22 protein-coding genes and 1 riboswitch are annotated in these 25,588 nt (G+C 58.2%); of the genes, 17 read left to right on the top strand and 5 right to left on the bottom strand.

Translation table 11 applies throughout. The features are described 5' to 3' along the window. Entirely contained in the window at positions 1-1,812 is a 1,812-nt protein-coding gene (locus IAE27_RS11690; protein WP_070556040.1) for an adenine deaminase, read from the bottom strand. Between the two features lie 120 nt (positions 1,813-1,932). Between IAE27_RS11690 and IAE27_RS11685 the strand changes: the two genes are divergently transcribed. The 4 genes from IAE27_RS11685 (at position 1,933) to fbaB (ending at position 6,120) form a co-directional block, all read left to right on the top strand. Next, positions 1,933-2,859, top strand: coding sequence for a LysR family transcriptional regulator (locus IAE27_RS11685; protein WP_162556179.1), 927 nt, complete (start codon positions 1,933-1,935; stop codon positions 2,857-2,859). 358 nt (positions 2,860-3,217) lie between these two features. Beyond that, positions 3,218-3,314: riboswitch (TPP riboswitch) on the top strand. A gap of 34 nt (positions 3,315-3,348) precedes the next feature. Beyond that, the gene (gene thiM / locus IAE27_RS11680) at positions 3,349-4,122 is read left to right on the top strand and encodes a hydroxyethylthiazole kinase (RefSeq protein ID WP_024274477.1); all 774 of its coding nucleotides are present in this window, start codon (positions 3,349-3,351) and stop codon (positions 4,120-4,122) included. Continuing rightward, the gene (gene thiD / locus IAE27_RS11675) at positions 4,119-4,919 is read left to right on the top strand and encodes a bifunctional hydroxymethylpyrimidine kinase/phosphomethylpyrimidine kinase (RefSeq protein WP_016809241.1); all 801 of its coding nucleotides are present in this window, start codon (positions 4,119-4,121) and stop codon (positions 4,917-4,919) included. Before thiM ends, thiD begins: the two co-directional genes overlap by 4 nt. Positions 4,920-5,067: 148 nt before the next feature. Further along, entirely contained in the window at positions 5,068-6,120 is a 1,053-nt protein-coding gene (gene fbaB / locus IAE27_RS11670; protein ID WP_154022239.1) for a class I fructose-bisphosphate aldolase, read from the top strand. Positions 6,121-6,306: 186 nt separating this feature from the next. Here the strand turns inward: fbaB and IAE27_RS11665 are convergent, their stop codons facing one another. Continuing rightward, a complete protein-coding gene (locus IAE27_RS11665) occupies positions 6,307-7,914 on the bottom strand; it encodes an FGGY-family carbohydrate kinase (RefSeq protein WP_154022238.1) in 1,608 nt (535 codons plus the stop codon). A 30-nt stretch (positions 7,915-7,944) separates the two neighbouring features. After that, positions 7,945-8,694: an SDR family oxidoreductase gene (locus IAE27_RS11660; RefSeq protein WP_004114038.1), complete on the bottom strand. Its 750-nt coding sequence runs from the start codon at positions 8,692-8,694 to the stop codon at positions 7,945-7,947. Positions 8,695-8,951: 257 nt separating this feature from the next. On the opposite strand from IAE27_RS11660, the gene IAE27_RS11655 reads away from it, so the two are divergent. Next, complete coding sequence (locus IAE27_RS11655; protein ID WP_004114036.1) at positions 8,952-9,953, top strand: substrate-binding domain-containing protein; 1,002 nt, start codon at positions 8,952-8,954, stop codon at positions 9,951-9,953. A gap of 22 nt (positions 9,954-9,975) precedes the next feature. Here the strand turns inward: IAE27_RS11655 and IAE27_RS11650 are convergent, their stop codons facing one another. Next, positions 9,976-10,917, bottom strand: a complete 942-nt coding sequence (locus tag IAE27_RS11650; protein ID WP_004103788.1) for a sugar-binding transcriptional regulator — start codon at positions 10,915-10,917, stop codon at positions 9,976-9,978. Between the two features lie 206 nt (positions 10,918-11,123). Between IAE27_RS11650 and dalD the strand changes: the two genes are divergently transcribed. From dalD to IAE27_RS11590, 12 genes are all read left to right on the top strand, one after another. Further along, the gene (gene dalD, locus IAE27_RS11645; protein ID WP_049128618.1) at positions 11,124-12,491 is read left to right on the top strand and encodes a D-arabinitol 4-dehydrogenase; all 1,368 of its coding nucleotides are present in this window, start codon (positions 11,124-11,126) and stop codon (positions 12,489-12,491) included. A gap of 9 nt (positions 12,492-12,500) precedes the next feature. Beyond that, positions 12,501-13,964 carry a xylulokinase gene (gene xylB / locus IAE27_RS11640; protein ID WP_154022237.1) on the top strand — a complete coding sequence of 488 codons (1,464 nt, stop codon included), beginning with the start codon at positions 12,501-12,503 and terminating at the stop codon, positions 13,962-13,964. A gap of 69 nt (positions 13,965-14,033) precedes the next feature. Continuing rightward, a complete protein-coding gene (gene dalT / locus IAE27_RS11635; RefSeq protein ID WP_004103784.1) occupies positions 14,034-15,311 on the top strand; it encodes a D-arabinitol transporter in 1,278 nt (425 codons plus the stop codon). A gap of 48 nt (positions 15,312-15,359) precedes the next feature. After that, positions 15,360-16,022, top strand: a complete 663-nt coding sequence (gene hxpB / locus IAE27_RS11630) for a hexitol phosphatase HxpB (RefSeq protein WP_032728518.1) — start codon at positions 15,360-15,362, stop codon at positions 16,020-16,022. Positions 16,023-16,319: 297 nt separating this feature from the next. Further along, entirely contained in the window at positions 16,320-17,474 is a 1,155-nt protein-coding gene (locus tag IAE27_RS11625) for a mandelate racemase family protein (RefSeq protein ID WP_004114023.1), read from the top strand. A 119-nt stretch (positions 17,475-17,593) separates the two neighbouring features. Then, complete coding sequence (locus tag IAE27_RS11620) at positions 17,594-19,216, top strand: ABC transporter substrate-binding protein (RefSeq protein WP_115239397.1); 1,623 nt, start codon at positions 17,594-17,596, stop codon at positions 19,214-19,216. Next, positions 19,213-20,250, top strand: coding sequence for an ABC transporter permease (locus tag IAE27_RS11615; RefSeq protein WP_017899356.1), 1,038 nt, complete (start codon positions 19,213-19,215; stop codon positions 20,248-20,250). The genes IAE27_RS11620 and IAE27_RS11615 overlap by 4 nt, the downstream gene beginning before the upstream one ends. Further along, positions 20,247-21,152 carry an ABC transporter permease gene (locus IAE27_RS11610; protein ID WP_004103766.1) on the top strand — a complete coding sequence of 302 codons (906 nt, stop codon included), beginning with the start codon at positions 20,247-20,249 and terminating at the stop codon, positions 21,150-21,152. The genes IAE27_RS11615 and IAE27_RS11610 overlap by 4 nt, the downstream gene beginning before the upstream one ends. Next, positions 21,124-21,987 (top strand): ABC transporter ATP-binding protein, encoded by an 864-nt coding sequence (locus IAE27_RS11605; RefSeq protein WP_004103764.1) that lies wholly within the window; start codon positions 21,124-21,126, stop codon positions 21,985-21,987. Before IAE27_RS11610 ends, IAE27_RS11605 begins: the two co-directional genes overlap by 29 nt. 10 nt (positions 21,988-21,997) lie before the next feature. Continuing rightward, positions 21,998-22,771, top strand: a complete 774-nt coding sequence (locus tag IAE27_RS11600; RefSeq protein ID WP_154022241.1) for an ABC transporter ATP-binding protein — start codon at positions 21,998-22,000, stop codon at positions 22,769-22,771. Between the two features lie 418 nt (positions 22,772-23,189). Continuing rightward, entirely contained in the window at positions 23,190-23,999 is an 810-nt protein-coding gene (locus IAE27_RS11595) for a winged helix-turn-helix domain-containing protein (protein WP_154022235.1), read from the top strand. Continuing rightward, on the top strand, positions 23,986-24,456 hold the full coding sequence (locus IAE27_RS11590; RefSeq protein WP_004103758.1) for a hypothetical protein: 471 nt from the start codon (positions 23,986-23,988) through the stop codon (positions 24,454-24,456). Before IAE27_RS11595 ends, IAE27_RS11590 begins: the two co-directional genes overlap by 14 nt. On the opposite strand, the gene yegS is transcribed toward IAE27_RS11590, so the two are convergent. Next, complete coding sequence (yegS, locus tag IAE27_RS11585) at positions 24,457-25,350, bottom strand: lipid kinase YegS (protein ID WP_004103756.1); 894 nt, start codon at positions 25,348-25,350, stop codon at positions 24,457-24,459. Positions 25,351-25,588: the final 238 nt, after the last annotated feature.

Genomic DNA, 25,588 nt, shown 5'->3' with positions numbered 1-25,588 from the left:
TCAGGCTCCCTGATGTTTATTGTTGTGTTCTGTGTGTTCCGGGATTTCCCGGCAGTCTATCAGCGGCTCGACTATCTGGCGGGTGCTGCCGTCGGTCAAACCTAAATCTGTTAAATGCGGCCCGGCGTTACAGGCAAGGCAGGTACCCTCGATAGCCTTAAACACGCGATAGGGCGGCTCCCAGTCGGCGACTTCCGCGCTCAGGTCGCGAAGCTGGCGGAACTGTCTGGCCAGCTCCGGGGCGGGTAAGTCAGAAAGCATCCCGGCAATCGGCATCGCCACGTGGGCAAGGATTTTTCCCTGCTGCGACAGCGCCATGCCGCCGCCGGATTCGATCAGGCGGTTCGCCGCCAGCGCCATCTCGTCAGCATCGCGTCCTAGCACGACCAGGTTATGAGAATCGTGGGAGTAGCTGGTGGCGATGGCGCCGCGCAGTTCGCCCCAGCCTTCCAGCAGCGCAATTTGCGGCGTCGCCTGGTGACGACCGTGGCGGTGCTTAACCCAAATCAGGCTAAATCCTTCCGGGATTTGCACCCGGCCATCGCGGACCTGCACCTCAACTTCTCCCCACTGGGTAAAGCGCGCGCCGCGAATATGCCGCAGACGGGCGACGCCGTGGCGAATGGCGCCAACGCGGAGGATAAAATCGTCAGGGCTGAGCGGCGGCATCTGCAGGGTATCGCGCGGCGGGGTAACGCCCGCCGCCGACGGAATGGGTTGAAGCAGGGCGCCATCGCGGGCAATCAGCTTACCGGCGACGTAAACTTCCTGCGCGTTGAGTCGGGATAAAGAATCGAAAACCACCAGATCGGCGCGGCGTCCGGCAGCAATCAGCCCCAAATCGTTACGCTGCAGACGGATCGCCGCGTTTAAGGTGGCGAAGCGCAGGACGTCGGTAGCCGGCAGTCCGTGCTCAATCAGCAGGTTGAGCAGGGCGATAATGCCGCCTTTTTCCAGCAGCATATCCGGCGGCACATCGTCGGTGCAGACGGTGATTTGCGAGGAGAGATGCGGCAGCGTTTTCAGCGCGTTAACGATATCCGGCAGCAGGTAAGGGTGCGAGCCGCGAATTTCGATAGTCAGCCCGGCGCGCAGTTTTTCCAGCGCATCGTCCGCCGAGGTGAGCTCATGATCGGAGGTGACCCCGGCGGCAAGATAGGCTTGCAGATCCGCGCCGCTCAAACCGCGCGCGTGGCCTTCGATCAGCTTGCCGCTGTTCAACCCGGCCTGAACGATCTCCTGCATCCGCTCGCTGCCGTGCAGCACGCCGTGCATATCCATCACTTCAGCAACGCCGCAGACTTCCGGCCAGGCCAGCATGGTTTCCATCTCCGCGCCGGCGAAATCGGCGCCGGACATCTCCAGTCCCGGCGTCGACGGCACGCTGGAAGGCGCCGCAACCATCACCTGCAGCGGCAGATGGCGGCTGGCAGCGACCGCGTAGCGCACGCCTTCGACGCCCAGTACGTTGGCCAGCTCGTGCGGGTCCCAGAATACTGCCGTGGTGCCCTGAGCCAGCACGATTTCGGCATAGCGTTCAGGCGGCAGGTGAGAGCTTTCAAGGTGAACGTGCGTATCCATCAGCCCCGGCGACAGGAAACATCCCGCCAGCGAGCGGCGTTCGAGGGCATCGGAGCGGCTGCCGCGCGGATGCACGCTGGCGATCGTTTCACCGACGATCCCGACGTCGGCCTCGCGGATTTCTCCGGTGGCCATGTCGACTATCTGCGCGTCGGTTAATAATAAATCGAACGGGGATTCTCCGCGCGCGGCCTGGACGGCGCGGCGGCGGGTTTCAGCACTGCTGGACATAACAACTCCGGCACAAGGATAATGGGGATACTCTAGGGGCAGAGCAAACGTTTGCCCAGATGAATAAATTTATCGCCCGATAACTTCGGGTTATTCTGCATGCTCACCGTTGACGAAAACATGATGACCGAACCCTGGCAGCGGCTGCCCGCGCTCTCTCTCAAGCAGATTCAGTACTTTGTGACCCTGGCCCAGCTGCGTCACTTCACCGACACCGCTAACCGGCTGGCTATCAGCCAGCCGGCGCTAAGCAGCGCGCTGCGGCAAATCGAGACGGTGCTCGGCGGCAAGCTGGTCAACCGTACCGCCTCGGCGGTGACCTTAACCGAGCTGGGGGCGGCGATTTTGCCCCACGCCCGGCGAGTGTTGAGCGTGGCGCAGCTGGCTTTTCAGGATATGCAGCAGATAGTCGAAGCCGGCGGCGACGGAACGGTGCGTATTGGCTTAGTGCCTTCGGTGAGTTCGCTGCTGTTTCCGCTGCTGCCGCAAACGCTGGCCCAGGCGTTTCCGCGCCTGAGGGTGGAGTTTCACGATCAGACCAACGACGCCCTGTTCTGCGAGCTGCAGTCGGGAAAGATAGATTTTGCCGTTGGCGCAATAGACAGTTCGTTACCGCCTGAGCTGCAGGTTTATCCTCTGCGCGAAGATCCGTTTGTGGCGGTGCTGCACGGCGGCGATCCGCTGGCCGGGCAGCCGCATCTGCCGTGGAAGCTGCTCGCGGGGCGCGATATCGCGGTGTTTTCAAAGGGCAATATTCAGCGTCTGGTCGGCGCGCTGGCCGAGAGCCATCGCCTCACGCTGAATACGCGTTATCAGGTTGACTATATCGAGACGCTTTACGGCCTGGTGCGCTCGCGGCTGGCGGTGGCGATTCTGCCTGAGCTTTATACTACCCACCTTCAGGATCCGGCGTTAAAGGTGGCGCAGCTTCAGCAGCCTGCGCTGACGCGAACCGTGGCGCTGATGCGCGGACCGCAGCCTCTGCCGCCGCTGATCGAGGAATGTTTTGCACTATTACTGAGTTCGTTGCGGGAAGTGAATCTATAGCGGGCGTTGCTCTCTCTACGGCTTGTGGTGAAATGCGAGAGAGGTAACGAAATAGTTTTTGTACCCTTTAAAATCAAAGGGTTATGCCTCTTTAAAAAATTAATTTGTTGCAGAAATGTCAGTAGATTATTCCGTGCGAATAAAGTTGATATAAAACAATAGGATACATTTAGAGAGTTCCCCGCGCGAGCGGGGATAAACCGGGCGCGCCAGGCCCTGGAAAATCTCAGACAGAGAGTTCCCCGCGCGAGCGGGGATAGTCCTTCCCCATGCATGTTGGAACAAATCTTGCCGAGCCGGGCCAGCTTGCGTTGTCCGGCGACTTACCGTAACCTGCCCGCTGAGAACGTTTTTATCTCTCAATGACTCGGGGTGCCCTTCCTTGTGAAGGCTGAGAAAAACCCGTACCACCTGATCTGGATAATGCCAGCGTAGGGAAGTCAGAGACCGCAGGGTCGTCGCTTCTTCATCGCCTGGCGGGAGCAAACGATGTCTGACCTGCTGAACCCCGCGCATATTGCCCATCTGCGGCACCTTTTTCACCGCCATTCTCCCCTTGTTCACTGCATGACCAACGACGTGGTGCAGACCTTTACCGCCAACGTCCTGTTAGCGATTGGCGCATCGCCGGCGATGGTTATCGATCCGGACGAAGCCAGCCAGTTTGCCGCCATTGCCGATGCGCTGCTGATTAATGTCGGCACGCTGACCGTCGAGCGTGCGGAGGCGATGCGCGCGGCGGCGCGTAGCGCAACGCAGGCGGGCAAACCCTGGACGCTGGACCCGGTAGCGGTCGGCGCGCTGACCTTACGGACAGAATTTTGTCTGGAGCTGCTGGCGCTGCAGCCTGCCGCCGTTCGCGGTAATGCGTCGGAAATCATGGCGCTGGCCGGAATGAGCGGCGGCGGGCGCGGCGTCGATACGACCGATACCGCCGCCGCAGCGCTGCCCGCAGCCCAGGCGTTAGCCCGCCAGCTGAATACCGTGGTCGCGGTGACCGGGGAGGTTGATTACGTCACCGACGGCCAGCGCATTCGCATGGTCACCGGCGGCGATCCGCTGATGACCCGGGTGGTCGGCACCGGCTGCGCGCTGTCGGCGGTGGTTGCCGCCGCTGCGGCGATGCCCGGCGATCGGCTAGAGAACGTGGCCGCGGCCTGCGGTCTGATGAAGCTCGCGGGGGGGAAAGCGGCGCAGCAGGGCGGCCCCGGCAGCTTTACTCCCGCCTTCCTCGATGCGCTCTATGCGGGAGGCGATCTGTGAAACGAATTAATGCGCTAACCATCGCCGGCACCGACCCGAGCGGCGGTGCGGGGATCCAGGCGGATCTCAAAACCTTCTCCGCGCTGGGGGCATACGGCTGCTCGGTCATCACCGCGCTGGTGGCGCAAAACACCCTTGGCGTCCAGTCGGTTTATCGTATAGAGCCTGATTTTGTCGCCGCGCAGCTCGATTCCGTCTTCAGCGATGTGCGCATCGATACCACCAAAATCGGGATGCTGGCGGAAACTGATATCGTTGAAGCGGTGGCGGAACGGCTGGCGCGTTATCAGATTAAAAATGTGGTGCTGGATACGGTCATGTTGGCGAAAAGCGGCGATCCGCTGCTCTCGGCGTCGGCGGTGGAAACGCTGCGCCAGCGCCTGCTGCCGCAGGTCTCGCTGATCACTCCGAACCTGCCGGAAGCGGCGGCGCTGCTGGATGCGCCGCATGCCAGAACGGAACAGGAGATGCTGGAGCAGGGCAGAGCGCTGCTGGGCATGGGCTGCGGAGCGGTATTAATGAAAGGCGGCCATCTCGATGATGCGGAAAGCCCGGACTGGCTGTTTACCCGCGAAGAGGAGCGGCGTTTTACCGCGCCGAGAGTCCAGACTAAAAATACCCACGGTACCGGCTGTACGCTATCGGCGGCGCTGGCGGCCCTGCGTCCGCGTTACGAGGATTGGGGGCGAACCGTGGCGGAAGCCAAAGGCTGGCTGTCGGCGGCGCTGGCGCAGGCGGATTCGCTGGAAGTGGGACACGGCATCGGCCCGGTACACCATTTCCACGCCTGGTGGTAAACGGCAAGACAACGTGTCAGCAGACTATGCTGAAAAAATAGGCTCCCGGCTGGAAAATCTGCTGAGTCGGTACCAGGCTTAACCTGCCCAAAATAATTGGGTTGGGAAAATGCATGCCGGTTTCGACCGGCACTTACGGGAGATAGCTATGACTGATATTACGCAGTTGCTTGGCAAAGATGCCGACTCGCTTTTACAGCACCGCTGTATGACAATTCCAGCCGACCAGCTCTATTTGCCGGGGTCGGATTACGTCGATCGGGTGATGGTTGATAACAACCGTCCGCCGGCGGTGCTGCGTAATATGCAAACCCTGTATAACACCGGCCGCCTGGCGGGAACCGGCTATCTGTCGATCCTGCCGGTCGACCAGGGCGTAGAGCATTCTGCTGGCGCCTCTTTTGCCGCCAACCCGCTGTACTTTGATCCGAAAAATATCGTCGAACTGGCCATTGAGGCCGGTTGTAACTGCGTGGCCTCCACCTATGGCGTGCTGGCCTCGGTGTCGCGCCGCTATGCGCACCGCATCCCCTTCCTGGTCAAGCTGAACCATAACGAAACGCTGAGCTACCCGACCGAATACGATCAGACGCTGTACGCCAGCGTTGAGCAGGCGTTCAATATGGGGGCCGTGGCGGTCGGGGCGACGATCTATTTCGGTTCCGAACAGTCTCGTCGTCAAATCGAAGAAATCTCCGCTGCGTTTGAGCGCGCGCACGAACTGGGCCTGGTGACCGTGCTGTGGGCCTATCTGCGTAATTCGGCGTTTAAGAAAGATGGCGTCGACTACCACGTTTCCGCTGACTTAACCGGCCAGGCTAACCATCTGGCGGCGACCATCGGTGCGGATATCGTGAAGCAAAAAATGGCGGAAAATAACGGCGGCTATAAAGCGGTGAACTTCGGCTATACCGATGACCGGGTTTACAGCAAGCTCACCAGCGATAATCCGATCGACCTGGTGCGTTACCAGCTGGCGAACTGCTATATGGGCCGCGCCGGGCTGATTAACTCCGGCGGCGCGGCGGGCGGGGAAACCGATCTCTCCGACGCCGTGCGCACCGCGGTTATCAATAAGCGCGCGGGCGGCATGGGGCTGATTCTGGGCCGTAAGGCGTTTAAAAAATCGATGGCCGATGGCGTGAAGCTGATCAATGCCGTGCAGGATGTCTATCTGGACGGCAAAGTCACCATCGCTTAACAGGCTATATAACCCTTAAAGGCAACAGCGTCGTCTGCCTTCCCCGGCGGCGCTGCGCCTGGCCGGGCTACCGGCTCACCGCCGTCTGCGGCCCGGAGGCCCCATCGAGAGCAGGGGGCGGGTTCACAGCGATCTGCGGGCCGCTAGCCCGGACAGGCGCGTCAAGCGCCGCCTCCGGGTTCCTGCTTACTCGCGAATCAGCCGCGCCGTGTGCTGTAGCATTTTATACGCCTCATAGCGCCGCTGATGATCGGCGCTAAATTGTTCTACGCAGCGGTAGGTTTTATCCACCCGGGTAAACTGCTTCATCGCTTCTGGCAGGGAAGGTGCGATCTGGCCGGCCACCGCGCCAAGAATCGCCGAACCTAACAGCACCGGTTCACTGGATTCGGTACTCACCACGTTCACTCCGCAGGCATCTGCCAGCAGCTGGCGCACCAGCGGATGCTGACCGGCCCCGCCGCTGATGACGATATTCTCGCTGCGGATGCCGCACGCCTTCTGGGCGTCAATAATCTGCCGCAGACCGTAGCCGATGCCGCACAATCCGGCGACGTAGAGCGCCATCAGATTGTCCAGATCCCGCTCCATCCCCAGGCCGGCGATAATCGCTTTCGCCTGCGGATCGGCCAGCGGCGCCCGGTTACCTAAAAACTCAGGCACCACGTGCAGGCCGTCGGCAAGTTTGACCGCCGCTGACGGATTATCTACCTTCGCCAGCACGCTATCGGCAAGATAAACCGGTAGCGGGACGCCGCGCGCTTTGGCCAGCGACTTAGCTTCTGCGGCGGCGGGGTGGAAGCTTAGCAGCTGGTCGATGGCCGCTCCGGCCGCGCTCTGACCACCTTCACTCAGCCAGAACCCTGGCACCATCGCCGAGTAATACGGCCCCCAGACGCCGGGCACGAATACCGCTTCCTGAGTCGTGGTCATGGTGCAGGAAGAGGTACCGAAGACGTAGGCCATATTGTTAACCGCGCCGTTAAGCACGCCGACGGTGCCGATGCCGCCCGCGTGGGCGTCAATCATACCGACCGCTACCGGCGTACCGATCGGCAGCCCCATCTCCTCTGCCGCCGTGGCGCAAAGGCCGTCGCCGCAGGGGGTTCCCGGATCGACAATCCGCTGGCCGATGCGGACAAAATCTTCATCCGCCAGCTCTTCGAGGCCAATCTGGCGGAAGTAGCTGGCATCCCAGCGTTGTTCATGCGCCAGGTAGGTCCATTTACAGGTCACAGTACAGACTGAGCGGGCTAAATCGCCGGTCGAGCGCCAGGTGAGATAATCGGCGAGGTCGAAGAAGTGGCGCGCCTGCTGATAAATGTGCGGACGGTTCTCCTTCAGCCAGAGAATTTTCGGCGTTTCCATCTCCGGCGAGATTTTGCCGCCAACGTACTGCAGCACCGCGTGGCCCGTAGCGTTAATCTTTTCCGCCTGGCCGGTGGCGCGATGATCCATCCAGACAATAATGTTACGGTCCGCATCTTCCGAAGGCCCGACCGCCAGCGGCGCGTCGTTATCGCCAATCACTACCAGCGAGCAGGTGGCATCGAAGCCGATCCCGGCAATCGACGATGGAGGGACCCCGGCGCTGGCCACCGCCGTTTTAATGCAGTAGCACACCGCCTGCCAGATCTCGCGGCTTGACTGTTCGACCACGCTTCCGGCGCTGCGAAACAGGGTAATTTTCCGGGTTGCGTGGGCGAGAAGTTCGCCACGCAGGTCGAATACGCCGGCGCGAACGCTGCCTGAGCCAACATCGACGCCAATAATATGTTGCGTATCGCTTTGCATAATATCCTCTCACACAGTCTGGTTGAACGGTCAGAGATCCACGCTGTTCGGCAGGATCACAATGTCGCGTACGGTGACGTTTTTCGACCGCGTCACCATAAACAGCACCGACTCGGCCACTTCAATCGGTTGCATCAGGCTGCCGTTGGCCAGCGCTTCGTCCATTTTGGCTTTCGGCCAGTCATCCAGCAGGGCGGTGACTACCGGGCCCGGCAGCACGGCGCCGACGCGCACGCCGTACTGTGAAACCTGGCGACGGGTGGTATGAACAAACGCCTGGACAGCAAATTTCGACGCGGTATAGATAGGCTCCCAGATCACCGGCACCACGCCCGCGATAGAGCTGGTGAAGATAATGTCCCCGGACTTTTGCGCGATAAGATGCGGCAGGACGCTACGCACGCAGCGGAAGGCGGCGTTGGTATTGAGATGCAGCACGCGATCCCAGACGTCCGGATCGCCCTCGGCCACCGGCCCGCCGATATAAGCTCCGGCGTTGGCGTGGAAAATATCAAGACGCCCGGTGAGCTGCAAAATTCCCTGCAGAAGGTTATCAACCTGATCCGCCTGCATCAGGTCAACCTGCAGGGCGAAGGCGTTTTCACCGAGTTCGGCAACAAGTTTGTTGAGCTTTTCCCCTTCACGGTCGATAAGCACCACTTTTGCGCCGGCGCCCAGCAGGGTTCTGGCGCATTCGAGGCCAATACCGGACGCCGCGCCGGTAATGGCGGCGACTTTACCGCTAAGGGAAGTATTCATAGAGGAGACAGAGTGGTTCATTTTATAATCCTTTACAGAGTCTGGTTGGCACTGTCGAGCGCGAGGGCATCGCGTTCGACGTTAGAGACGAAAACTTGTTAAGGTATTGAATATGAGCGTCATTTCTGCAGGTTTTCTGGAATATTAATGCTGAATGCGTTAATACTTCGGAAAGTAAAATGGAAGCTCAATCGATGAAGCTTATGTTGCGCTAGCTTCATCGATTGAGCAAGTGGGGAAATTAACAGCGAAATGATTTTGTGACGCAAGTTGGGAAAATGAAGAAAATCACGATTTACGACCTGGCGGAACTTTCCGGCGTTTCGGCGAGTGCGGTGAGTGCTATCCTCAACGGCAACTGGAAAAAGCGCCGCATCAGCGCAAAGCTTGCCGAAAAGGTGACGAGGATTGCCGAGGAGCAGGGCTACGCGATTAACCGCCAGGCCAGCATGCTGCGCAGCAAAAAATCGCGCGTCATCGGCATGATTATCCCCAAATACGATAACCGCTATTTCGGTTCGGTCGCCGAACGCTTTGAGGAGATGGCTCGCGAACGGGGCCTGCTGCCGATTATCACCTGTACGCGCCGAAGCCCCGAGCTGGAGCTCGAAGCGGTGAAAGCGATGCTCTCCTGGCAGGTTGACTGGGTGGTGGCGACCGGGGCGACCAATCCGGATAAAATTTCCGCTCTATGCCAGCAGGCGGGCGTGCCAACGGTCAATCTCGATCTACCGGGGACTATCGCACCGTCGGTGATTTCGGATAACTACGGCGGCGCGAAAGCGCTGACCCATAAGATCCTGGCGAATAGCGCTCGCCGCCGGGGAGAGATGGCGCCGCTGACGTTCATTGGCGGGCGCAGCAGCGACCATAACACCAGCGAACGTTTACGCGGCTTCCACGACGCGCATCGCGAGCAGGGGCTGAGCGTGCCGCAGGCGAACATTCTGGCTCCCGGCTATTCGAAAGGCAAAGTCGAAGCCTGCCTGCAGGAGCGGTTTGGCACCGCGAAGGTTCCGTTGCAGGGAATATTTGTCAACTCAACGATATCGCTGGAGGGGGTCGTACGTTGGTTGTCGCAGGCAGGACTCACCGGCAGCGAGCAGCCGCCGATGGGCTGCTTCGACTGGGACCCGTTTGTCTATCTGCTGGGGCACGATATCGACATGGTGCAGCAGGACGTGCCGGCGATGCTGGAAGCGGTGTTTACGATTATCGACTCCGGCGATGCCGGCCAGCAGCGGATTGAAATTCCGCCGCTACTGATGAGCAGCAGCTGAGTCGCTATCTGGCTGTTTGACCTTAGCGCGTCAGCAGCCAGCGGGCGGTGTGCTCGTCGGTCACCAGACCGTTGATCCAGCCGCCTTTAAGCGCCGCCAGAATCGCCGGGCGTTTGTACTCGCCGCATGCCACCGCGATGCGCGGACACTGATTCTGGCGGATATCGTAGCTGGTGATCATTCTGTTGATTTCGCTATCCACCACTCCGCCTTCGGCATCGATAAAGCGCCCCATAATCTCGCCGATACCGCCTTGCGCCGTCACTTCATCCATCTGGGCCTGATTGATAAAGCCGTCTTTAAAAATAGGGCTTTGGGTGCCTAATGGCCCAATGCCGACAAAAATAACGTCCGCCTGGCGGGCGACGGCGGAGACGCTGCGGAATAGCCGGCTGGTACACCACATGTCGTACTCTTCCTGCGTCTGCGCGTAGCGCGGCGCGGGCCACTGATAGTACTTCGCCTTAATTTTGCTGGTCAGCAGCAGCGGGACATCATCGTAATAGTTGCACTGACCGTCGGCGTCCATGGCGCTGATCAGCGCGACGCAGCGGGTATTCTGGCTGTCGAAATCGATACGCTGCAGCGCTTTTTTCAGGGTCAGGCCGGAACCCAGACCGATGATTTTCTCTTTATCGTCCTGCAGGTAGCGGGCCATCAGCTGATAGCAACCAAAGGAGACGCTATCGAGGGTGCTTTCTTCACTAAAGGCAGGCACGATATTGCACTCGATAAGCCGGTACTTTTCCTGCAGTAACAGCGCATAATCGAGGCAGTTGGCCACCGGATGATGCAGCCCGATCGACACAATCCCTTCTTCTTTCGCGGCGGCGATCAGCCGCTGTACCACCGGCCTCGACGTGCCAAGCTGGCTGGCGATCTCGCTCTGGTTCTGCCCGGCAATGTAGTACATCCATGCGGCGCGGACCTTTTGATCCAACCGAATATCATCTTCTTTGCTCATGGTTTCCTGCCCTAAGTTTCTGGCCGCGGCGATAATTTCGCCCGGCGAATAACCGCATTCTCGCCGTGGTTGGTAAAACTGGCAAGCTTTTGCTCTTTTCTGGTCAATTGTAATTTTAATGGGTAATTGTTCTTTTGTGATCCGTGGCTCTTATTTTGGTCAAATGATCATTTACAGTGACGCCATCAACTCAAGGAGAGCAGAACATGAACAATCAATTCACATGGCTTCACATTGGTCTGGGTTCTTTTCATCGCGCCCATCAGGCGTGGTATCTGCATCGTCTGATTGCTTCCGGAGATAAGCGCTGGCACATTGCGGCGGGGAATATCCGTAACGACGCCGAGCAGGTGGTCCAGGCGCTGGCAGCTCAGGGTGGGCGCTACGTGCTGGAAACCGTCAGCCCTGAAGGGGAACGTGAATATGAAGAGATCACCTCAATTCAGAAACTGCTGCCATGGCAGGCCGGGCTCAAGCCGCTGATTAACGAAGGGGCAAACCCGCAGACCAAAGTTATCGCCTTCACCGTGACGGAAGGCGGCTACTACCTGAATACCCGCCATAAGCTGGAAACCAGCAACCCCGACTTGCAGGCCGATCTGGCAGGGGAGTGCAAAACGATTTACGGCACTATCGCGCGGATCCTGGAAAAGCGTATGGCGGACAACGCCGGGCCGCTGACTCTGCTGAACTGCGATAACGTGCGCCATAATGGCGAGCGCTTCCACGACGGCATGGTTGAGTTCCTGCAGCTAACCGGCAAGCAGGCGGTGATTGACTGGATGGCCGCCAACACGACCTGCCCGAACACCATGGTCGACCGTATCACTCCGCGTCCGGCGGCAGACCTGCCCGCGCGCGTCAAAGCGCAAACCGGCATTGACGATAGCGCGCCGGTGATGGGTGAGACCTTCATCCAGTGGGTGGTGGAAAACCATTTCCGCGATGAGCGCCCGAATCTGGAAGCGGTTGGCGTGGAGATGGTTGCATCGGTTATTCCTTATGAAGAGGCGAAAATTCGCATTCTGAACTCGTCGCATAGCTGCATTGCGTGGGCGGGGACGTTAATCGGCCAGCAGTATATTCATGAAAGTACGCTAACGGATTTCATCTACGCCATTGCCGACCGCTACGTTACGGAAGATGTGATCCCCTGCCTTGGCGATAACGGCATTGATTTACCAACCTATCGCGACGTGGTGCTTAAGCGCTTTACCAACCCGTATATCCAGGACACGAACCAGCGCGTTGCCGCCGACGGTTTCTCGAAAATTCCGGCGATGATCGCCCCAACCCTGCAGGAGTGCTACCAGCGCGGAGCCCGCCCGGAAGCGACCGCGATGCTGCCCGCGCTCTTCTTCGTCTTTATGGAACAGTGGCATAAGGGAAGTCTGCCGTATGAATACCAGGACGGCATTCTTGACGCGCAGGCGGTGCATCAGATGTTCGAAGCCAGCGATCCGCTGGCGCTGTATGCCCGCGATAAAGCGCTGTTTGGCGAACTCGCTGAAAACGCCGATTTCCTCGCGCTGATGCGCGAAAAAGTCGCGGCAGTTTATACGCTGATTAACTAAGAGGTGGCTATGTATCTGGGTATCGATCTCGGCACATCGGAAGTGAAAGCGCTGGTCATTGATGAGAACAATGAGGTTATTGCCAGCCATAGCGCGCCGCTGAGCATTCAGCGGCCTCACCCGCACTGGTCAGAACAGTCGCCGCAGTCATGGTGGGAGGCGACAGAGTATCTGATGACCACGCTGCGGGAAAAATGCGCCCAGCACTGGCCAGCCATTAAGGCCATTGGCCTTTCCGGGCAGATGCACGGCGCGGTCCTGCTGGATGTCGGCGGGGAGGTCATTCGCCCGGCAATCCTGTGGAACGACACCCGCTGCGCCGCGGAGTGTGCGGAGCTGGAGGAGATGGCGCCGGAGCTGCATCAGGTGGCGGGAAACCTGGCGATGCCCGGCTTTACCGCACCGAAGCTGCTGTGGGTGCGCCGTCATGAGCCGGAACACTTTCAGTGCACCGCCACGGTACTGCTGCCGAAAGATTATCTGCGCTACCGAATGACCGGGAAGAAAGTCTCCGATATGTCCGACGCCGCCGGGACGCTGTGGCTGGACGTGGCGAAGCGCGACTGGTCCGACTCGCTGCTGGATAAATGCGGCCTGTCGCGCAGCCAGATGCCGACGCTGGTCGAAGGCTGCGAGGTTTCCGCGACCCTTGACCCGCAGGTGGCTGAACGCTGGGGGCTGAATGCCTCGGTAGCGGTTGCCGGCGGCGGTGGCGATAACGCGGTCAGCGCCATCGGCGTCGGGGCGGTTTCACCAGGGGATGCGTTTATTTCGCTCGGTACCTCCGGCGTGCTGTTTGTGGTAACCGACGCCTATCGTCCGGCTCCGCAGTCGGCGGTCCATGCGTTTTGTCACGTTCTGCCGAATCTGTGGCATCAGATGAGCGTGATGCTCAGCGCCGCCAGCTGTTTGCAGTGGTTCTGCCGCCTGACCGGCACCACGGAAGTGGCGCTGCTGGAGGAGATTGCCGAGCTTAGCGAAGAGGAGAAGGCCCATGCGCCGTTCTTCTTACCCTATCTCTCCGGCGAACGTACGCCGCACAACGATCCTGACGCGCGCGGCATGTTCTGGGGCATGACCCACTCCAGCCTGCGCGCCCAGCTCGGCTATGCGGTGCTGGAAGGGGTGAGCTTTGGGATCAACGACGGTCTGCAGGTGTTGAAAGAGAGCGGTACGCAGATCGAACAATGTTCGCTGGTTGGCGGCGGCGCCCGCAGCCCGTTCTGGGCGCAGCTGTTGGCCGATATCCTCGATATGCCGGTGGCGACCCACAAAGGCGGAGAGACCGGCGGCGCGCTGGGTGCGGCGCGGCTGGCCTGTCTGGCGGCGGGCAAACCGATTACCACGGTATGTGAAAAACCGGAGATCTGGCAGACCTGGCATGCGGACCCGGTACGCCATCAAACCCTGATGCGGCGCTATGCGCAGTTTAAGGCCCTGTATTTAAACGATCTGAACTATCGGCAGCATTAATTTTTATCACCATAACCGCTCCGGCGATCTGACCGGAGCGGCCTCCTGTACCCTAAAAACGAGGTCATTATGTCCATCAATAATAAACAGTGGCTCGGTTTACCCCTGAACCTGCTCTGGGGATACATCGCCATTGCCGTGTTTATGACCGGCGACGGTTTTGAACTGGCATTCCTGTCGCACTACATTAAAGAGCTCGGGTTCTCCCCGGCGCAGGCATCGTTCGCCTTTACCCTCTACGGCCTGGCCGCTGCACTGTCGGCATGGATCTCCGGCGTGGTGGCGGAAATCATCACGCCGCTGAAGACCATGATGATTGGCTTTGTGCTATGGTGCGTGTTCCACGTGCTGTTCCTGGTCTTCGGTCTCGGTCATGCCAACTATGCGCTGATCTTAATTTTCTACGGCATCCGCGGCTTCGCGTATCCGCTGTTCCTTTACTCGTTTATCGTCGCCATTATCCACAACGTGAAAAGCGATAACGCCAGCTCGGCGATCGGCTGGTTCTGGGCGGTCTATTCCATCGGCATCGGCGTATTCGGCAGCTATATTCCGAGCTTTACCATCCCGCATATCGGCGAGCTGGGGACATTGTGGCTGGCGCTCGCTTTCTGCGTCACCGGCGGCATCATTGCGCTGGCTTCCCTGCGCCATATTAAAACGCCGCACCATATGCAGAACCTGACCACCCGCGAGAAGTTTGCCGAACTGGGCCGCGCGGCGACGCTGCTCTATACCAACCGCAATATTCTGCTGTCGAGCATGGTGCGAATTATCAATACGCTCTCGCTGTTCGGCTTTGCGGTGATTATGCCGATGATGTTCGTCGATGAGCTGGGCTTCACCACCTCAGAATGGCTGCAGGTGTGGGCGGTCTTCTTCTTTACCACCATTTTCTCTAACGTGCTGTGGGGCATTCTGGGCGAAAAACTGGGCTGGATGAAGGTGGTGCGCTGGTTCGGCTGCATCGGTATGGCGGTCTCCAGCCTGGCGTTTTATTACATTCCGCAGCACTTCGGACATAACTTCGCGATGGCGCTGCTTCCGGCTATCGCCCTGGGGATCTTTGTCGCCGCGTTTGTTCCGCTGGCGGCGGTTTTCCCGGCGCTGGAGCCGAAGCACAAAGGCGCGGCCATTTCGGTCTACAACCTGTCTGCGGGGATGTCGAACTTTCTCGCACCGGCTATTGCGGTGATTTTGCTGCCGTTCTTCAGCACCATCGGAGTGGTGATCGCCTATACCGCGCTGTACGTGGCGGCCTTTTTCCTCTGTGCGTTTATCCGCGTCGAGCAGCCGGGATTTTCCCACAAGGAAGCGCCGGCCAGCGAGCAGGTGGAGTTCTCTTAAGGTGATGCGGCTGGCATGCCAGGCATGCCAGCCTTAATGAGGTGAATGATGAGTATTCAGGCAGTGATTTTTGACATGGATGGCGTGATTATTGATTCCGAAAGCCTGTGGCGGCAGGCGCAAATCGACGCCCTCGCGCAGTGGGGGGCAACGGCGAGCGTCGAGGAGTGCGAAACGCTGACCAAAGGCAAACGCCTCGACGAAATTGCCCGCACCTGGTGCCGCCATTGCCAGCTTGAGCTTGTTCCGCAGCGGCTTGAAGCCGCGATATTGCAGCGTATTACCGGCCTGATCGCCGCCGAAGGCGAGCCGATGCGCGGGGTGCATGAGGCGTTACGCTATTTTCGCCATGCCGGTTATAAAATTGCGCTCGCGACCTCCTCGTCCCGGCAGGTTATCGCCGCCGTGCTGAACAAGCTCTCGCTCTGGCACTATTTTGATGTGATTTGCAGCGCGGATGATGAAGCGCAGGGCAAGCCGCATCCGGCGGTTTATCTGACGACGTTGGATAAGCTTAATCTCGACGCCAGCCGTTGCCTGGTGATCGAAGACAGCTTCAATGGCTTTAGCGCGGCCCGGGCGGCGGGGATTGCCACGATAGTGATTGCCGAAGATAGCCAGCACGCGCGTTTTCAGGCCGCCGCTGGCCGCTACCGGGCGCTGCCTGAACTGCTGGAAGCCCTCACCGCCGAGCCAGAGGCGGTCGCATAACTCACGCTTTCGTGAGCGCAGAAAATCCCGGGATGTACACGGTCGGTCACTCTCTCTTCTGCGCTCACGCCCTTTTTTCTCCATGCCGATCCGCCTCACATTTCACTCATCTTTTGTGAAAACAGTCACGTCTTGTTGTGCCAATGCCCAAATTTATTGCCTTGCTTAGCGGTGTTTGTCCGAGGCACTGCTACGTAATTGTGCTTAGATTAGATATTGAAACGTATTTTCAATAATGTGAAACCACTTTGCCGATTTGCTTCTATCGATCGGATTTGGCCGTGATAAGGATTGAGCATGAAAATTGAATCTGTGAATGTCACCGTTTTCCAGTATCCCACACGTCGGGTTTCCGACAGCGCCGGGCACTCCCATCCAGGGGCTGAAAGCATGGCCAAAATGGCGATGCTGACCATCACCGCTGATGATGGGGCGCAGGGTTTTTCGTTTGCGCCTCCGGAAGTCGTGCGCCCGTTCGTGGTGAATACTTTTTTCCGCAAAGTGCTGGTGGGGCAGGACCCGTTTAACCGCGAGCGTATCTGGCAGGATCTTAACCACTGGCAGCGCGGTAGTGCACATCAGCTAACGGAGCGCGCGCTGTCGTTTATTGAACAGGCGCTGTGGGACCTGATAGGCCGCAGCCTTAAGATGCCGGTTTACAAGCTGCTCGGCGGCTATCGCGACACCGTCCCGGCTTACGGCAGCACGATGTGCGGCGACGATCTGCCGGGTGGACTGTCGACTCCGGAGGAGTATGCCGCCTTTGCCGAAAAGCTGGTCGCCCGCGGCTACAAGGCCATCAAGCTGCACACCTGGATGCCGCCAATCTCTTTTGCGCCCAATCCCAAAATGGATATTAAAGCCTGCGCGGCGGTGCGCGAAGCGGTAGGGCCGGATATTGACCTGATGATTGACGGCTATCACTGGTACAGCCGCGCCGAGGCGCTGTGGATCGGCAAAGAGCTGGAAAAACTCAATTTCGCCTGGTTTGAGGAGCCGATGGAGGAGGATTCGATGTCCTCCTACGCGTGGCTGGCGGGAAACCTGTCGATCCCCATCGTCGGGCCGGAGAGCTTCGGCGGCAAGCACCACATGCGCGCCGAATGGGTGAAAGCCGGAGCCTGCGACATTCTGCGCGCCGGCGCTAACGGCGTGGGCGGTATTACCCCGACCATGAAGGTCGCGGCGCTGGCGGAATCTTTCGGCATGGATTGCGAAGTCCACGGCAACGGCGCGGCAAGCCTGGCGGTGGTCGGCGCGATCCGCAACTGCCGCTGGTACGAGCGCGGCTTGCTGCATCCGTTCCTCGACTACGATGAACCGGCGGCTTATCTCAATAGCATTGTTGACCCGATGGATGACCAGGGATTTGTGCATTTGTCACAACGTCCGGGCCTCGGCGAAGACATTAATTTTGCGTATATCGAAGCCAATACCGTTAGCCACGACTGATTCAAAAAAATAAATGCCCGATGGCGCTGCGCTTATCGGGTCTGCGGCCCGGTAGGCCGGATAAGGCGAAAATGCCGTCATCCGGCAACATGTACCCTACAGTACAGGCAAACAGAGATATGAAAAAAACCTCCCTACTGGCAGCGTGCTTATTCACGCTCGCCGTGTCGATGGGAAGCGGGGCGGCGGTGGCGAAAACGCCGCCCGATCAGCTCATCATCGGCATGAATATGAATAACCTGCTCACCCTTGACCCGGCGGCGATGACCGGTAACGAAGTGGTGGGAATCGTGGTCAACCTCTACGATTCGCTGGTGGAGCTTGACCCTGAACAGCTCACCAACGTTAAGCCCGCGCTGGCGAAATCCTGGGATATCAGCCCCGACGGCAAAACCCTGACCTTTCATCTGCGCGACGACGTTAAGTTTCACTCAGGCAACCCGCTGACCGCCGCTGACGTGGTGTGGTCAATGCGGCGTATCCTGCACCTCAACCTGGCTCAGGCCTCGGTATGGAAATCCTATGGCTTCAGTAAGAAAAATATCGATAGCCAGGTCAGCGCGCCGGACCGCTTCACGGTGCAAATCGAGTTACCCAAAGATAACGATCCGCAGCTGGTGATTTACTCGCTGGCGGCGCTGGGCAACCTCGGGGTGCTGGACAGTAAAACGGTGCAAAACCACCAGCAGGATAACGACTGGGGTAACCGCTGGCTGACCACCCATGAAGCCGGTTCCGGGCCGTTTACGCTGGAAACCTGGCAGGCAAAAGATGTGCTGCGCATGAAGCGCAATCCTGACTACTGGCGCGGCGAGGCGAAAATGAGCCGCGTGGTGCTGCGCCATTTCCAGGAGTCGCAAACCCTGCGTCTGATGATCGAAAAAGGCGACCTCGATATTGCCAACAATATGGCGGTTTCCGATATTAACGCCCTGCGCAGCGACCCGCAGCTGACCGTCGATGCGGTACAGCGCGGCACCATGTACTACGTGGCGATGAGCATGAAAGAGGCGCACTTCGCCCAACCGAAAGTGCGCGAAGCGGTGCGCTATCTGATTGATTACCAGGGTATCAATAAAGCGCTGATGCCGGGCTACGGCGTGCTGCACCAGCGACCGATTAAGGCGGGCATGCCGTCTACGCTGCCTGACCCTGGCTATAAGCTGGACGTGGCGCGGGCGAAAAAGCTGCTGGCGGAAGCGGGTTATCCCAACGGCTTTGATACCACGCTGCGGGTCCTCTCCGATCAGCCATTTCTTAACATCGCTATCGCCGTGCAGTCGACGCTGATGCAGGCGGGGATTAACGCCAAAATCATCACCGGCACCGGTAACCAGATCTACGGCGCGATGCGCGAGCGTAAATTTGACCTGCTGGTAGGACGCGGCGGCAGCGGAATGGAGCCGCATCCGCACTCCAGCCTGCGCGCGCTGGTCTATAACCCGGATAACAGCGATGAGGCGCGTCTGACCAACTTTCAGGGCTGGCGTACCGGTTTTTACGACCCGCAGCTCAATACGATGATTGACCAGGCCCTGCTGGAACGCGATCCGCAAAAACAGGTGGCTGACTACCAGGCCATCCAGGCGCGCTACGACCAGCTGGTTCCGGCTTTAATTCCGCTTTCGCAGATGGTCGATTCCGTGGTGGTGCGCAACGAGGTACGAGAGTATCGGCCGCACCCCTCCGCCACCACTTTTCTGCGTGACGTCTATAAAGTCCGCGAAGGAGAGAAAGGATGAGTACCGCAATCCTTACGCCCGGCTCACGCGGCCGGCGCTTATCCAAACGGCTGCTGCAGGTGGTGATTACGCTGTTCGGCCTGCTGCTGCTGACCTTTACCATTGGCCGCGTCATGCCTATCGACCCGGTGCTGGCGATCGTCGGTCCGGATGCTGACCAGAGTACCTATCAGCAGGTTTACCAGCAGCTGGGGTTTGATAAATCGCTGACCACCCAGTTTGGCATCTATTTCGTCAACCTGCTGCACGGCGATCTGGGCAATGCGCTGCTGACCGGGAAACCGGTGGTGGACGATATTATCCGCGTCTTCCCGGCCACCATGGAGCTGGCGACGATGGCGATTCTCGTCGGCGCGGGTCTCGGAATTCCGCTGGGCGTGCTGGCGGCGGCGCGGCGCAATAGCGTCTCCGATTATGTGGTACGCATTATCAGCCTGGCGGGCTACTCGACGCCGATTTTCTGGGTCGGAATGATGGGGCTGCTGGTGTTCTATGCCTGGCTCGGCTGGGTGGGCGGCGCCGGGCGGGTAGACCTCGGTCTGGACGGCATTGTGCCGCGCCGTACCGGCCTGATGACCGTTGATGCGCTGCTGGCAGGAAACGGACAGGTGTTCTGGAACGCCATTAATCATCTGATTCTTCCCGCCTCGCTGCTGGGTTTTCACTCGCTGGCTTATATCAGCCGTATGACCCGCAGCTTTATGCTGGCCCAGCTGTCGCAGGAGTTCATTATTACCGCGAGGGTGAAAGGGCTGACCGAGCGTCAGGTCATCTGGAACCATGCGTTTCGTAACATCCTCGTGCAGCTGCTGACGGTGGTGGCGCTGGCCTACGGCGCGCTGCTGGAAGGCGCGGTGCTGATTGAAACCGTCTTCTCATGGCCGGGTTTCGGCTCCTATCTTACCGGTAGCCTGCTGCTGGGCGATATGAATGCGGTGATGGGCTGCGTGCTGCTGGTGGGGGTGATCTTCGTGATGCTCAACCTGCTCTCCGACATGCTGTATCAATTCTTTGACCCGAGGACAAAATCATGACCGTTTCTCTGGATTCGCCGCTTTCGGGCGGTGCGGGCGAAGGCCGTCAGCGGCTGCAACGCGCGGCGGCGCGGGCCGTCGGGTTTATCGGCAAAATGGCGCGCAACCCGCTAACGGCCATCGGCGGAGGAATTATCTTTCTGCTGCTGGTGGTGGCGATTTTCGCGCCGCTGATTGCGCCTTATAACCCGCTGGTGCAGGACCTGAACAGCGCGCTGGTCGCGCCGAATGCGCAGCACTGGTTCGGCACCGATGAGTTTGGCCGGGATATCTTTAGTCGCCTGGTGTACGGCTCGCGCATCACGCTCTATATCGTGCTGCTGGTCTCGGTGACCGTCGGTCCGCTCGGGCTGCTGCTGGGCGTCAGCGCCGGCTATTTCGGCGGTAAAGTCGATATGGTGCTGATGCGCGTCACCGATATTTTCATCTCCTTCCCGAGTCTGGTTCTGGCGCTGGCGTTTGTCGCCGCCTTAGGGCCGGGGCTGGAGCATGTGGTTATCGCCATCACGCTTACCGCCTGGCCGCCGATAGCCCGTCTGGCGCGCGCCGAAACGCTCTCTCTGCGCCAGGCCGATTTTATCTCCGCCGTGCGTCTGCAGGGCGCTTCATCGTCCCGCGTCCTCTGGCGCCATATCGTGCCGCTGTGTCTGCCCTCGGTCATTATCCGTATCACCATGAATATGGCCGGGATCATTCTGACCGCGGCCGGTCTCGGCTTTCTCGGGCTCGGCGCGCAGCCGCCGGAGCCGGAGTGGGGAGCGATGATCTCCAGCGGGCGCACTTATATGATGGAGTGCTGGTGGGTCGTAACAATTCCGGGGCTGGCGATTCTGATCAACAGCTTAGCGTTCAACTTCTTAGGAGATGGCCTACGTGACATCCTCGATCCCCGCAGTGAATAATGCTCCGCTGCTCGACGTGCGCGATCTGTGCGTCGACTTTGTTAACGGCAGCGCGGTGACCCATGCCGTGCGCGGCGTCTCCTTCCAGCTGGGGCGCGAAAAGCTGGCGATTGTCGGCGAGTCCGGTTCGGGTAAGTCCACCGTTGGGCGCGCGCTGCTGCAGCTGCATCCGAAAAAGGCCCGCGTCAGCGCCAGCCGGATGCAGTTTGCCGACCTCGATCTGCAGCATCTTAGCGAAGCGCAAATGCGCGGCGTACGCGGCAAACGTATCTCTATGATTATGCAGGACCCGAAATATTCGCTTAATCCGGTGGTCTGCGTGGGTAAGCAAATCGCCGAGGCCTGGCTTACTCATCATCCCGGGCGCAAAGATGAGGCGAAAGCCAGGGCGCTGGAGATGCTGGAGGTGGTGCGTATTCGCCAGCCGGAGCGCGTTTATCAGCTTTATCCGCATGAAATATCCGGCGGACAGGGGCAGCGCATCATGATCGCCATGATGCTGATTACCGACCCGGAGCTGATCATTGCCGATGAGCCGACCTCCGCGCTGGATGTGTCGGTGCGCCTGCAGGTGCTGGGCCTGCTGGATGACCTGGTTCAGTCGCGCGGGCTGGGGCTGATTTTTATCAGCCACGATATCAACCTGGTGCGCAGCTTCTGCGACCGCGTACTGGTGATGTACGCCGGACGGGTAGTGGAGTCCATCGCTGCTAAAGATCTCGATAACGCCCGTCATCCCTATACTCAGGGATTGATTAACTCGCTGCCGGATATGCAGCATCGTCGCCCGATACTGCCGGTGCTGCAGCGTCAGGCCAGCTGGTTAACGGAATAAGGAGCGGATGATGATTGAAGTTCAACATCTCAACCTCGCGTTTGGCGAGGGGGATAAGCGTAACCAGGTGCTGTATGACGTCAGTTTCCACGTTAAGCCCGGCGAGATCTACGGTCTGGTAGGCGAGTCCGGTTCCGGTAAAACGACGGTGCTCAAATGCCTGGCGAGGCTGTTTACCCACTGGCAGGGGGAGCTGGCCATCGATGGTCAGCGCTTAGGGCATGAAATCAGCCGCAGGCGCTGCCGTCAGGTGCAGATGGTATTTCAGGACCCCTATGGATCGCTGCATCCTCGTCACACCATTGGCGATATCCTCGAAGAGCCGCTGCAGATCCATCGTATCAACGACCGCGACCGGCGGATCAATGCGCTGCTGGACAAAGTTGGCCTCAACCGCGCCTTTCGCGAGCGCTATCCGCATCAGCTCTCCGGCGGGCAGCGGCAGCGCGTGGCGATAGCCAGAGCGCTGATTCTTGAGCCTCAGGTACTGCTGCTGGATGAGCCGACGTCGGCGCTGGATGTGTCGGTGCAGGCGGAGATCCTCAATCTGCTGGCAGAATTGCAGCAGGAGGCTAAGCTCACTTACCTGATGGTTACTCACGATCTCGGGGTTATTGCCCATTTATGCCAGACCGTGGCGGTGATGCAGTACGGGAAGATCCTTGAAACCCTGACGGTCGATGCGCTGGTCAGCGGCGAGGCGCGGACGGCCTATACGAAGATGCTGGTCAACGCCAGTCGGCAATATACGCGCGAAATGGCGCGCGAGGTGGCGGCATACTAAGCTTTATGGCGCATTTGTCACGCGGGAAATGCGCCCATTTTATAGATAAAACTTTGAAACGATATGTAGTTATAGTTATAAATATCGTCTATTAATGTAAATGTGGTATTTAGATCTAAAATGAAAGTATCTGTTGTGTGAATGCATCTTTTGCAAATTATAACTTGTATTTATTATTTTTTTTGAAATAAATAGCCAGTTTCAATTCGAAGTACAAAATATTCCGTTCTGTAAATTCATTTAAACCTTGCTAATAACAAGGAAAAACTGCGTATTACGCCTCCAGATCTGCTGAGTAATAGAGTAAACTCGCCTGCGAATAATCTTAAGATGTCATCAACGTCATGGCGGATTACCCTATTTATAGTAGGGTACCCCCTGCCGCTCATCCACGTGATTACTATTCTCAGAGAACAGGATGGAAAAAATATATACGATTAATGGAAGAATTGCCTTTTTTCCTCAGCGTAGCGCTCTAATACTTATTGCTGACGAGACGAAAACGGTTTCCTTAAATATGCCGGCCAGCCGCTGTTTATTACTGCTTATTCAGCATGATGGCAATACTGTTGCCCGCGAAACCTTTTTTGAGGAAGTGTGGATAAAGCATGGCGCCCAGGTAACCAGCAACGGTTTTTACCAGAATATTTCCCTGTTACGTCGGGCATTTAAGGAGCTGGGGGTAGACGAGGATATTATTATTACGGTGCCGAGGGTAGGCGTCAGGCTGGATGCAACATTAACGGTTACGGAATCTCAGCCGCGCGATGTAGAGAAGGCACCGACGGCGGAGGAGCCACAAGCGCCCGTTGACGAGTCTGTTCATAAGGAGGTCGCAGCTGCGAGTTTGCCCGAAAAAAAGCGGTTAAGGCCGCGACGCTCTCTTTTGTGGGGGCTTGCGGCGCTGCTGAGTTGTCTGGTTTGTGGATTTGTTGCGTGGCAAACAGAATTCGAATCTTATTTGCAAAGTTATTCGCCCATAATTGCTAAATTTTCGCAACAATGTCACTTCTTTGCCAATAATGACGTAGTTGACCATGTTCGTCATGTCAATTTTATCAAGCGCAGTAAATTTGAATGCGAAGAATATCCATGGATTTATTTGACGCTTTATCCCGGGCAAGCGCGGGTGTCGGTGATTCGCTGTCGTCAGCCATTTAGTCAATGGCGTGATAATCAATGCCTCACCAAATATTACATTAAGGAGGTAGTCAATGCGCCGGCGTGAAATTAAATGGTTAATCGCTATCGTATTTATCGGAGTATTAAGCGGTATGACGATAAAATCCTGGCAATACTGGCAGCGCAATCATTTCCAGTGCAGCGGTGAGATGCGGCTATTAAACTCAGGTTATCAGGGCGATATTTCATTACGCTTCGTATTTGATAGCACCCGTGGGCTGGTGATTGTCCGGGGAGAGATTACGCCGCCGCAGGGTGAATCGTTTACCATCAACCAGAACATCTGGTTTAGCTTTACCCGCGACGGCCAGCACTACTTCCTGCGATCGGAAACCGTCTCTGCCAGCATCGGCGAAACCGAGCAGGAGAAGCATATTAACAACATCCTGCCCAAGTTTTTCCTGCAGCCGCAGGTGCCGTTTTACCTTAATATTCAGCGGCTCAATCAACGAACCCGGCTGCTGTATACCAGCCGGGCGCCGTCTTTGCTTTGCGAAACCTGATCAACGTAGCAGCGGACAGTCGGGAGGAAGCCGGCAGCGTAGCGCGGCCGGTAAAAGCTCCATGCGGAAGGTTTTACCGGTCAGCGGTTCGCCGTCGAGGTTAAACGTCATCTCATGAGGGGCAGTTATCTCAAACCACGATGAGACGCCGTCGATGATATTCGGCGAGGTTTGCGGATTTGCCAGGGTGCTGAACAGCGCAGGGATCAGCTCTTCGCCGGTGAAAATGCGCAGATGCAGCAGGCCGTCGTTGATTAATGCTTCCGGGCACAGCTGCTGGCCGCCGCCGGCCTGACGCCCGTTGCCGATGCCGATGACCAGCGCATCGCCATGCCAGTGAAAGTTCTCGCCGCGGATTTCGCAGCGGTCCGGCTTGAGCGTATCCATGCGCATCAGGCCGTGGATCAAATACGAGACGCCGCCGAGCGCGGCCTTGAGTTTCTCCGGGGTTTCGGTCGTAATGCGGGTGCCGAAACCGCCGGTGGCCATATTAATAAAACCGGTCTTATCGTTAACTCGCGCAATATCTATCGCCACTTCGCGGCCAACGATGGCCAGCTTCAGCGCGCTGGCCAGATCCTGCGGGATGCCGACGCTGGTGGCGAAGTCGTTCGCCGTGCCCAGCGGCAAAATCCCCAGCGCCATTTTACCGTCGCGCTCGACCAGCGCCGTCGCCACCTCATTGATGGTGCCATCACCGCCGCCGGCAATCACCGTTTCGACATTCAGCTGCAGAGCTTCATCGACAAAGCGAACGGCATCGCCTTTTTCCCAGGTGACGCGGACGTGAATATCGATTCCTTCGTCGCGTAACAGTTTAACCGCCTCGCGTAGCTGCGGTTCATTGGCGCCTTTGCCATTCAGAATCAGTAAGCTGGCTGGAAACGTGGACATTATCAGGGGACCTTTATTGCTCAGTAATGCATAAAGTGTACCGCATGAAGAAAGCGAAGGCGGGGGGAGAGATAAAAAATAAGCCCGCGTAAGGGAGATTACGCAGGCTAAGGAGGTGGTTCCTGGTACAGCTAGCATTTATGGGTTATGTTTTTCAGCGAAATGGATGATATCTGCTTTGAACGAAACGGTATGTGATCCGTTTCTAATATCTTTACATCGTGAAAAAATAACCCAA

The organism is Klebsiella sp. S69 (assembly GCF_016516145.1).
GTDB classification, from domain to species: domain Bacteria; phylum Pseudomonadota; class Gammaproteobacteria; order Enterobacterales; family Enterobacteriaceae; genus Klebsiella; species Klebsiella oxytoca.
This window is presented reverse-complemented; position numbering and strand designations above follow the sequence as displayed.

Bases quoted from the DNA above. Each gene is read 5' to 3' on its own strand.
- IAE27_RS11690 (WP_070556040.1), bottom strand. From the start codon at position 1,812: ATGTCCAGCAGTGCTGAAACCCGCCGCCGCGCCGTCCAGGCCGCGCGC.
- IAE27_RS11685 (WP_162556179.1), top strand. From the start codon at position 1,933: ATGATGACCGAACCCTGGCAGCGGCTGCCCGCGCTCTCTCTCAAGCAG.
- thiM (WP_024274477.1), top strand. From the start codon at position 3,349: ATGTCTGACCTGCTGAACCCCGCGCATATTGCCCATCTGCGGCACCTT.
- fbaB (WP_154022239.1), top strand. From the start codon at position 5,068: ATGACTGATATTACGCAGTTGCTTGGCAAAGATGCCGACTCGCTTTTA.
- IAE27_RS11665 (WP_154022238.1), bottom strand. From the start codon at position 7,914: ATGCAAAGCGATACGCAACATATTATTGGCGTCGATGTTGGCTCAGGC.
- IAE27_RS11660 (WP_004114038.1), bottom strand. From the start codon at position 8,694: ATGAACCACTCTGTCTCCTCTATGAATACTTCCCTTAGCGGTAAAGTC.
- IAE27_RS11655 (WP_004114036.1), top strand. From the start codon at position 8,952: ATGAAGAAAATCACGATTTACGACCTGGCGGAACTTTCCGGCGTTTCG.
- IAE27_RS11650 (WP_004103788.1), bottom strand. From the start codon at position 10,917: ATGAGCAAAGAAGATGATATTCGGTTGGATCAAAAGGTCCGCGCCGCA.
- dalD (WP_049128618.1), top strand. From the start codon at position 11,124: ATGAACAATCAATTCACATGGCTTCACATTGGTCTGGGTTCTTTTCAT.
- xylB (WP_154022237.1), top strand. From the start codon at position 12,501: ATGTATCTGGGTATCGATCTCGGCACATCGGAAGTGAAAGCGCTGGTC.
- dalT (WP_004103784.1), top strand. From the start codon at position 14,034: ATGTCCATCAATAATAAACAGTGGCTCGGTTTACCCCTGAACCTGCTC.
- hxpB (WP_032728518.1), top strand. From the start codon at position 15,360: ATGAGTATTCAGGCAGTGATTTTTGACATGGATGGCGTGATTATTGAT.
- IAE27_RS11625 (WP_004114023.1), top strand. From the start codon at position 16,320: ATGAAAATTGAATCTGTGAATGTCACCGTTTTCCAGTATCCCACACGT.
- IAE27_RS11620 (WP_115239397.1), top strand. From the start codon at position 17,594: ATGAAAAAAACCTCCCTACTGGCAGCGTGCTTATTCACGCTCGCCGTG.
- IAE27_RS11615 (WP_017899356.1), top strand. From the start codon at position 19,213: ATGAGTACCGCAATCCTTACGCCCGGCTCACGCGGCCGGCGCTTATCC.
- IAE27_RS11610 (WP_004103766.1), top strand. From the start codon at position 20,247: ATGACCGTTTCTCTGGATTCGCCGCTTTCGGGCGGTGCGGGCGAAGGC.
- IAE27_RS11600 (WP_154022241.1), top strand. From the start codon at position 21,998: ATGATTGAAGTTCAACATCTCAACCTCGCGTTTGGCGAGGGGGATAAG.
- IAE27_RS11595 (WP_154022235.1), top strand. From the start codon at position 23,190: ATGGAAAAAATATATACGATTAATGGAAGAATTGCCTTTTTTCCTCAG.
- IAE27_RS11590 (WP_004103758.1), top strand. From the start codon at position 23,986: ATGCGCCGGCGTGAAATTAAATGGTTAATCGCTATCGTATTTATCGGA.
- yegS (WP_004103756.1), bottom strand. From the start codon at position 25,350: ATGTCCACGTTTCCAGCCAGCTTACTGATTCTGAATGGCAAAGGCGCC.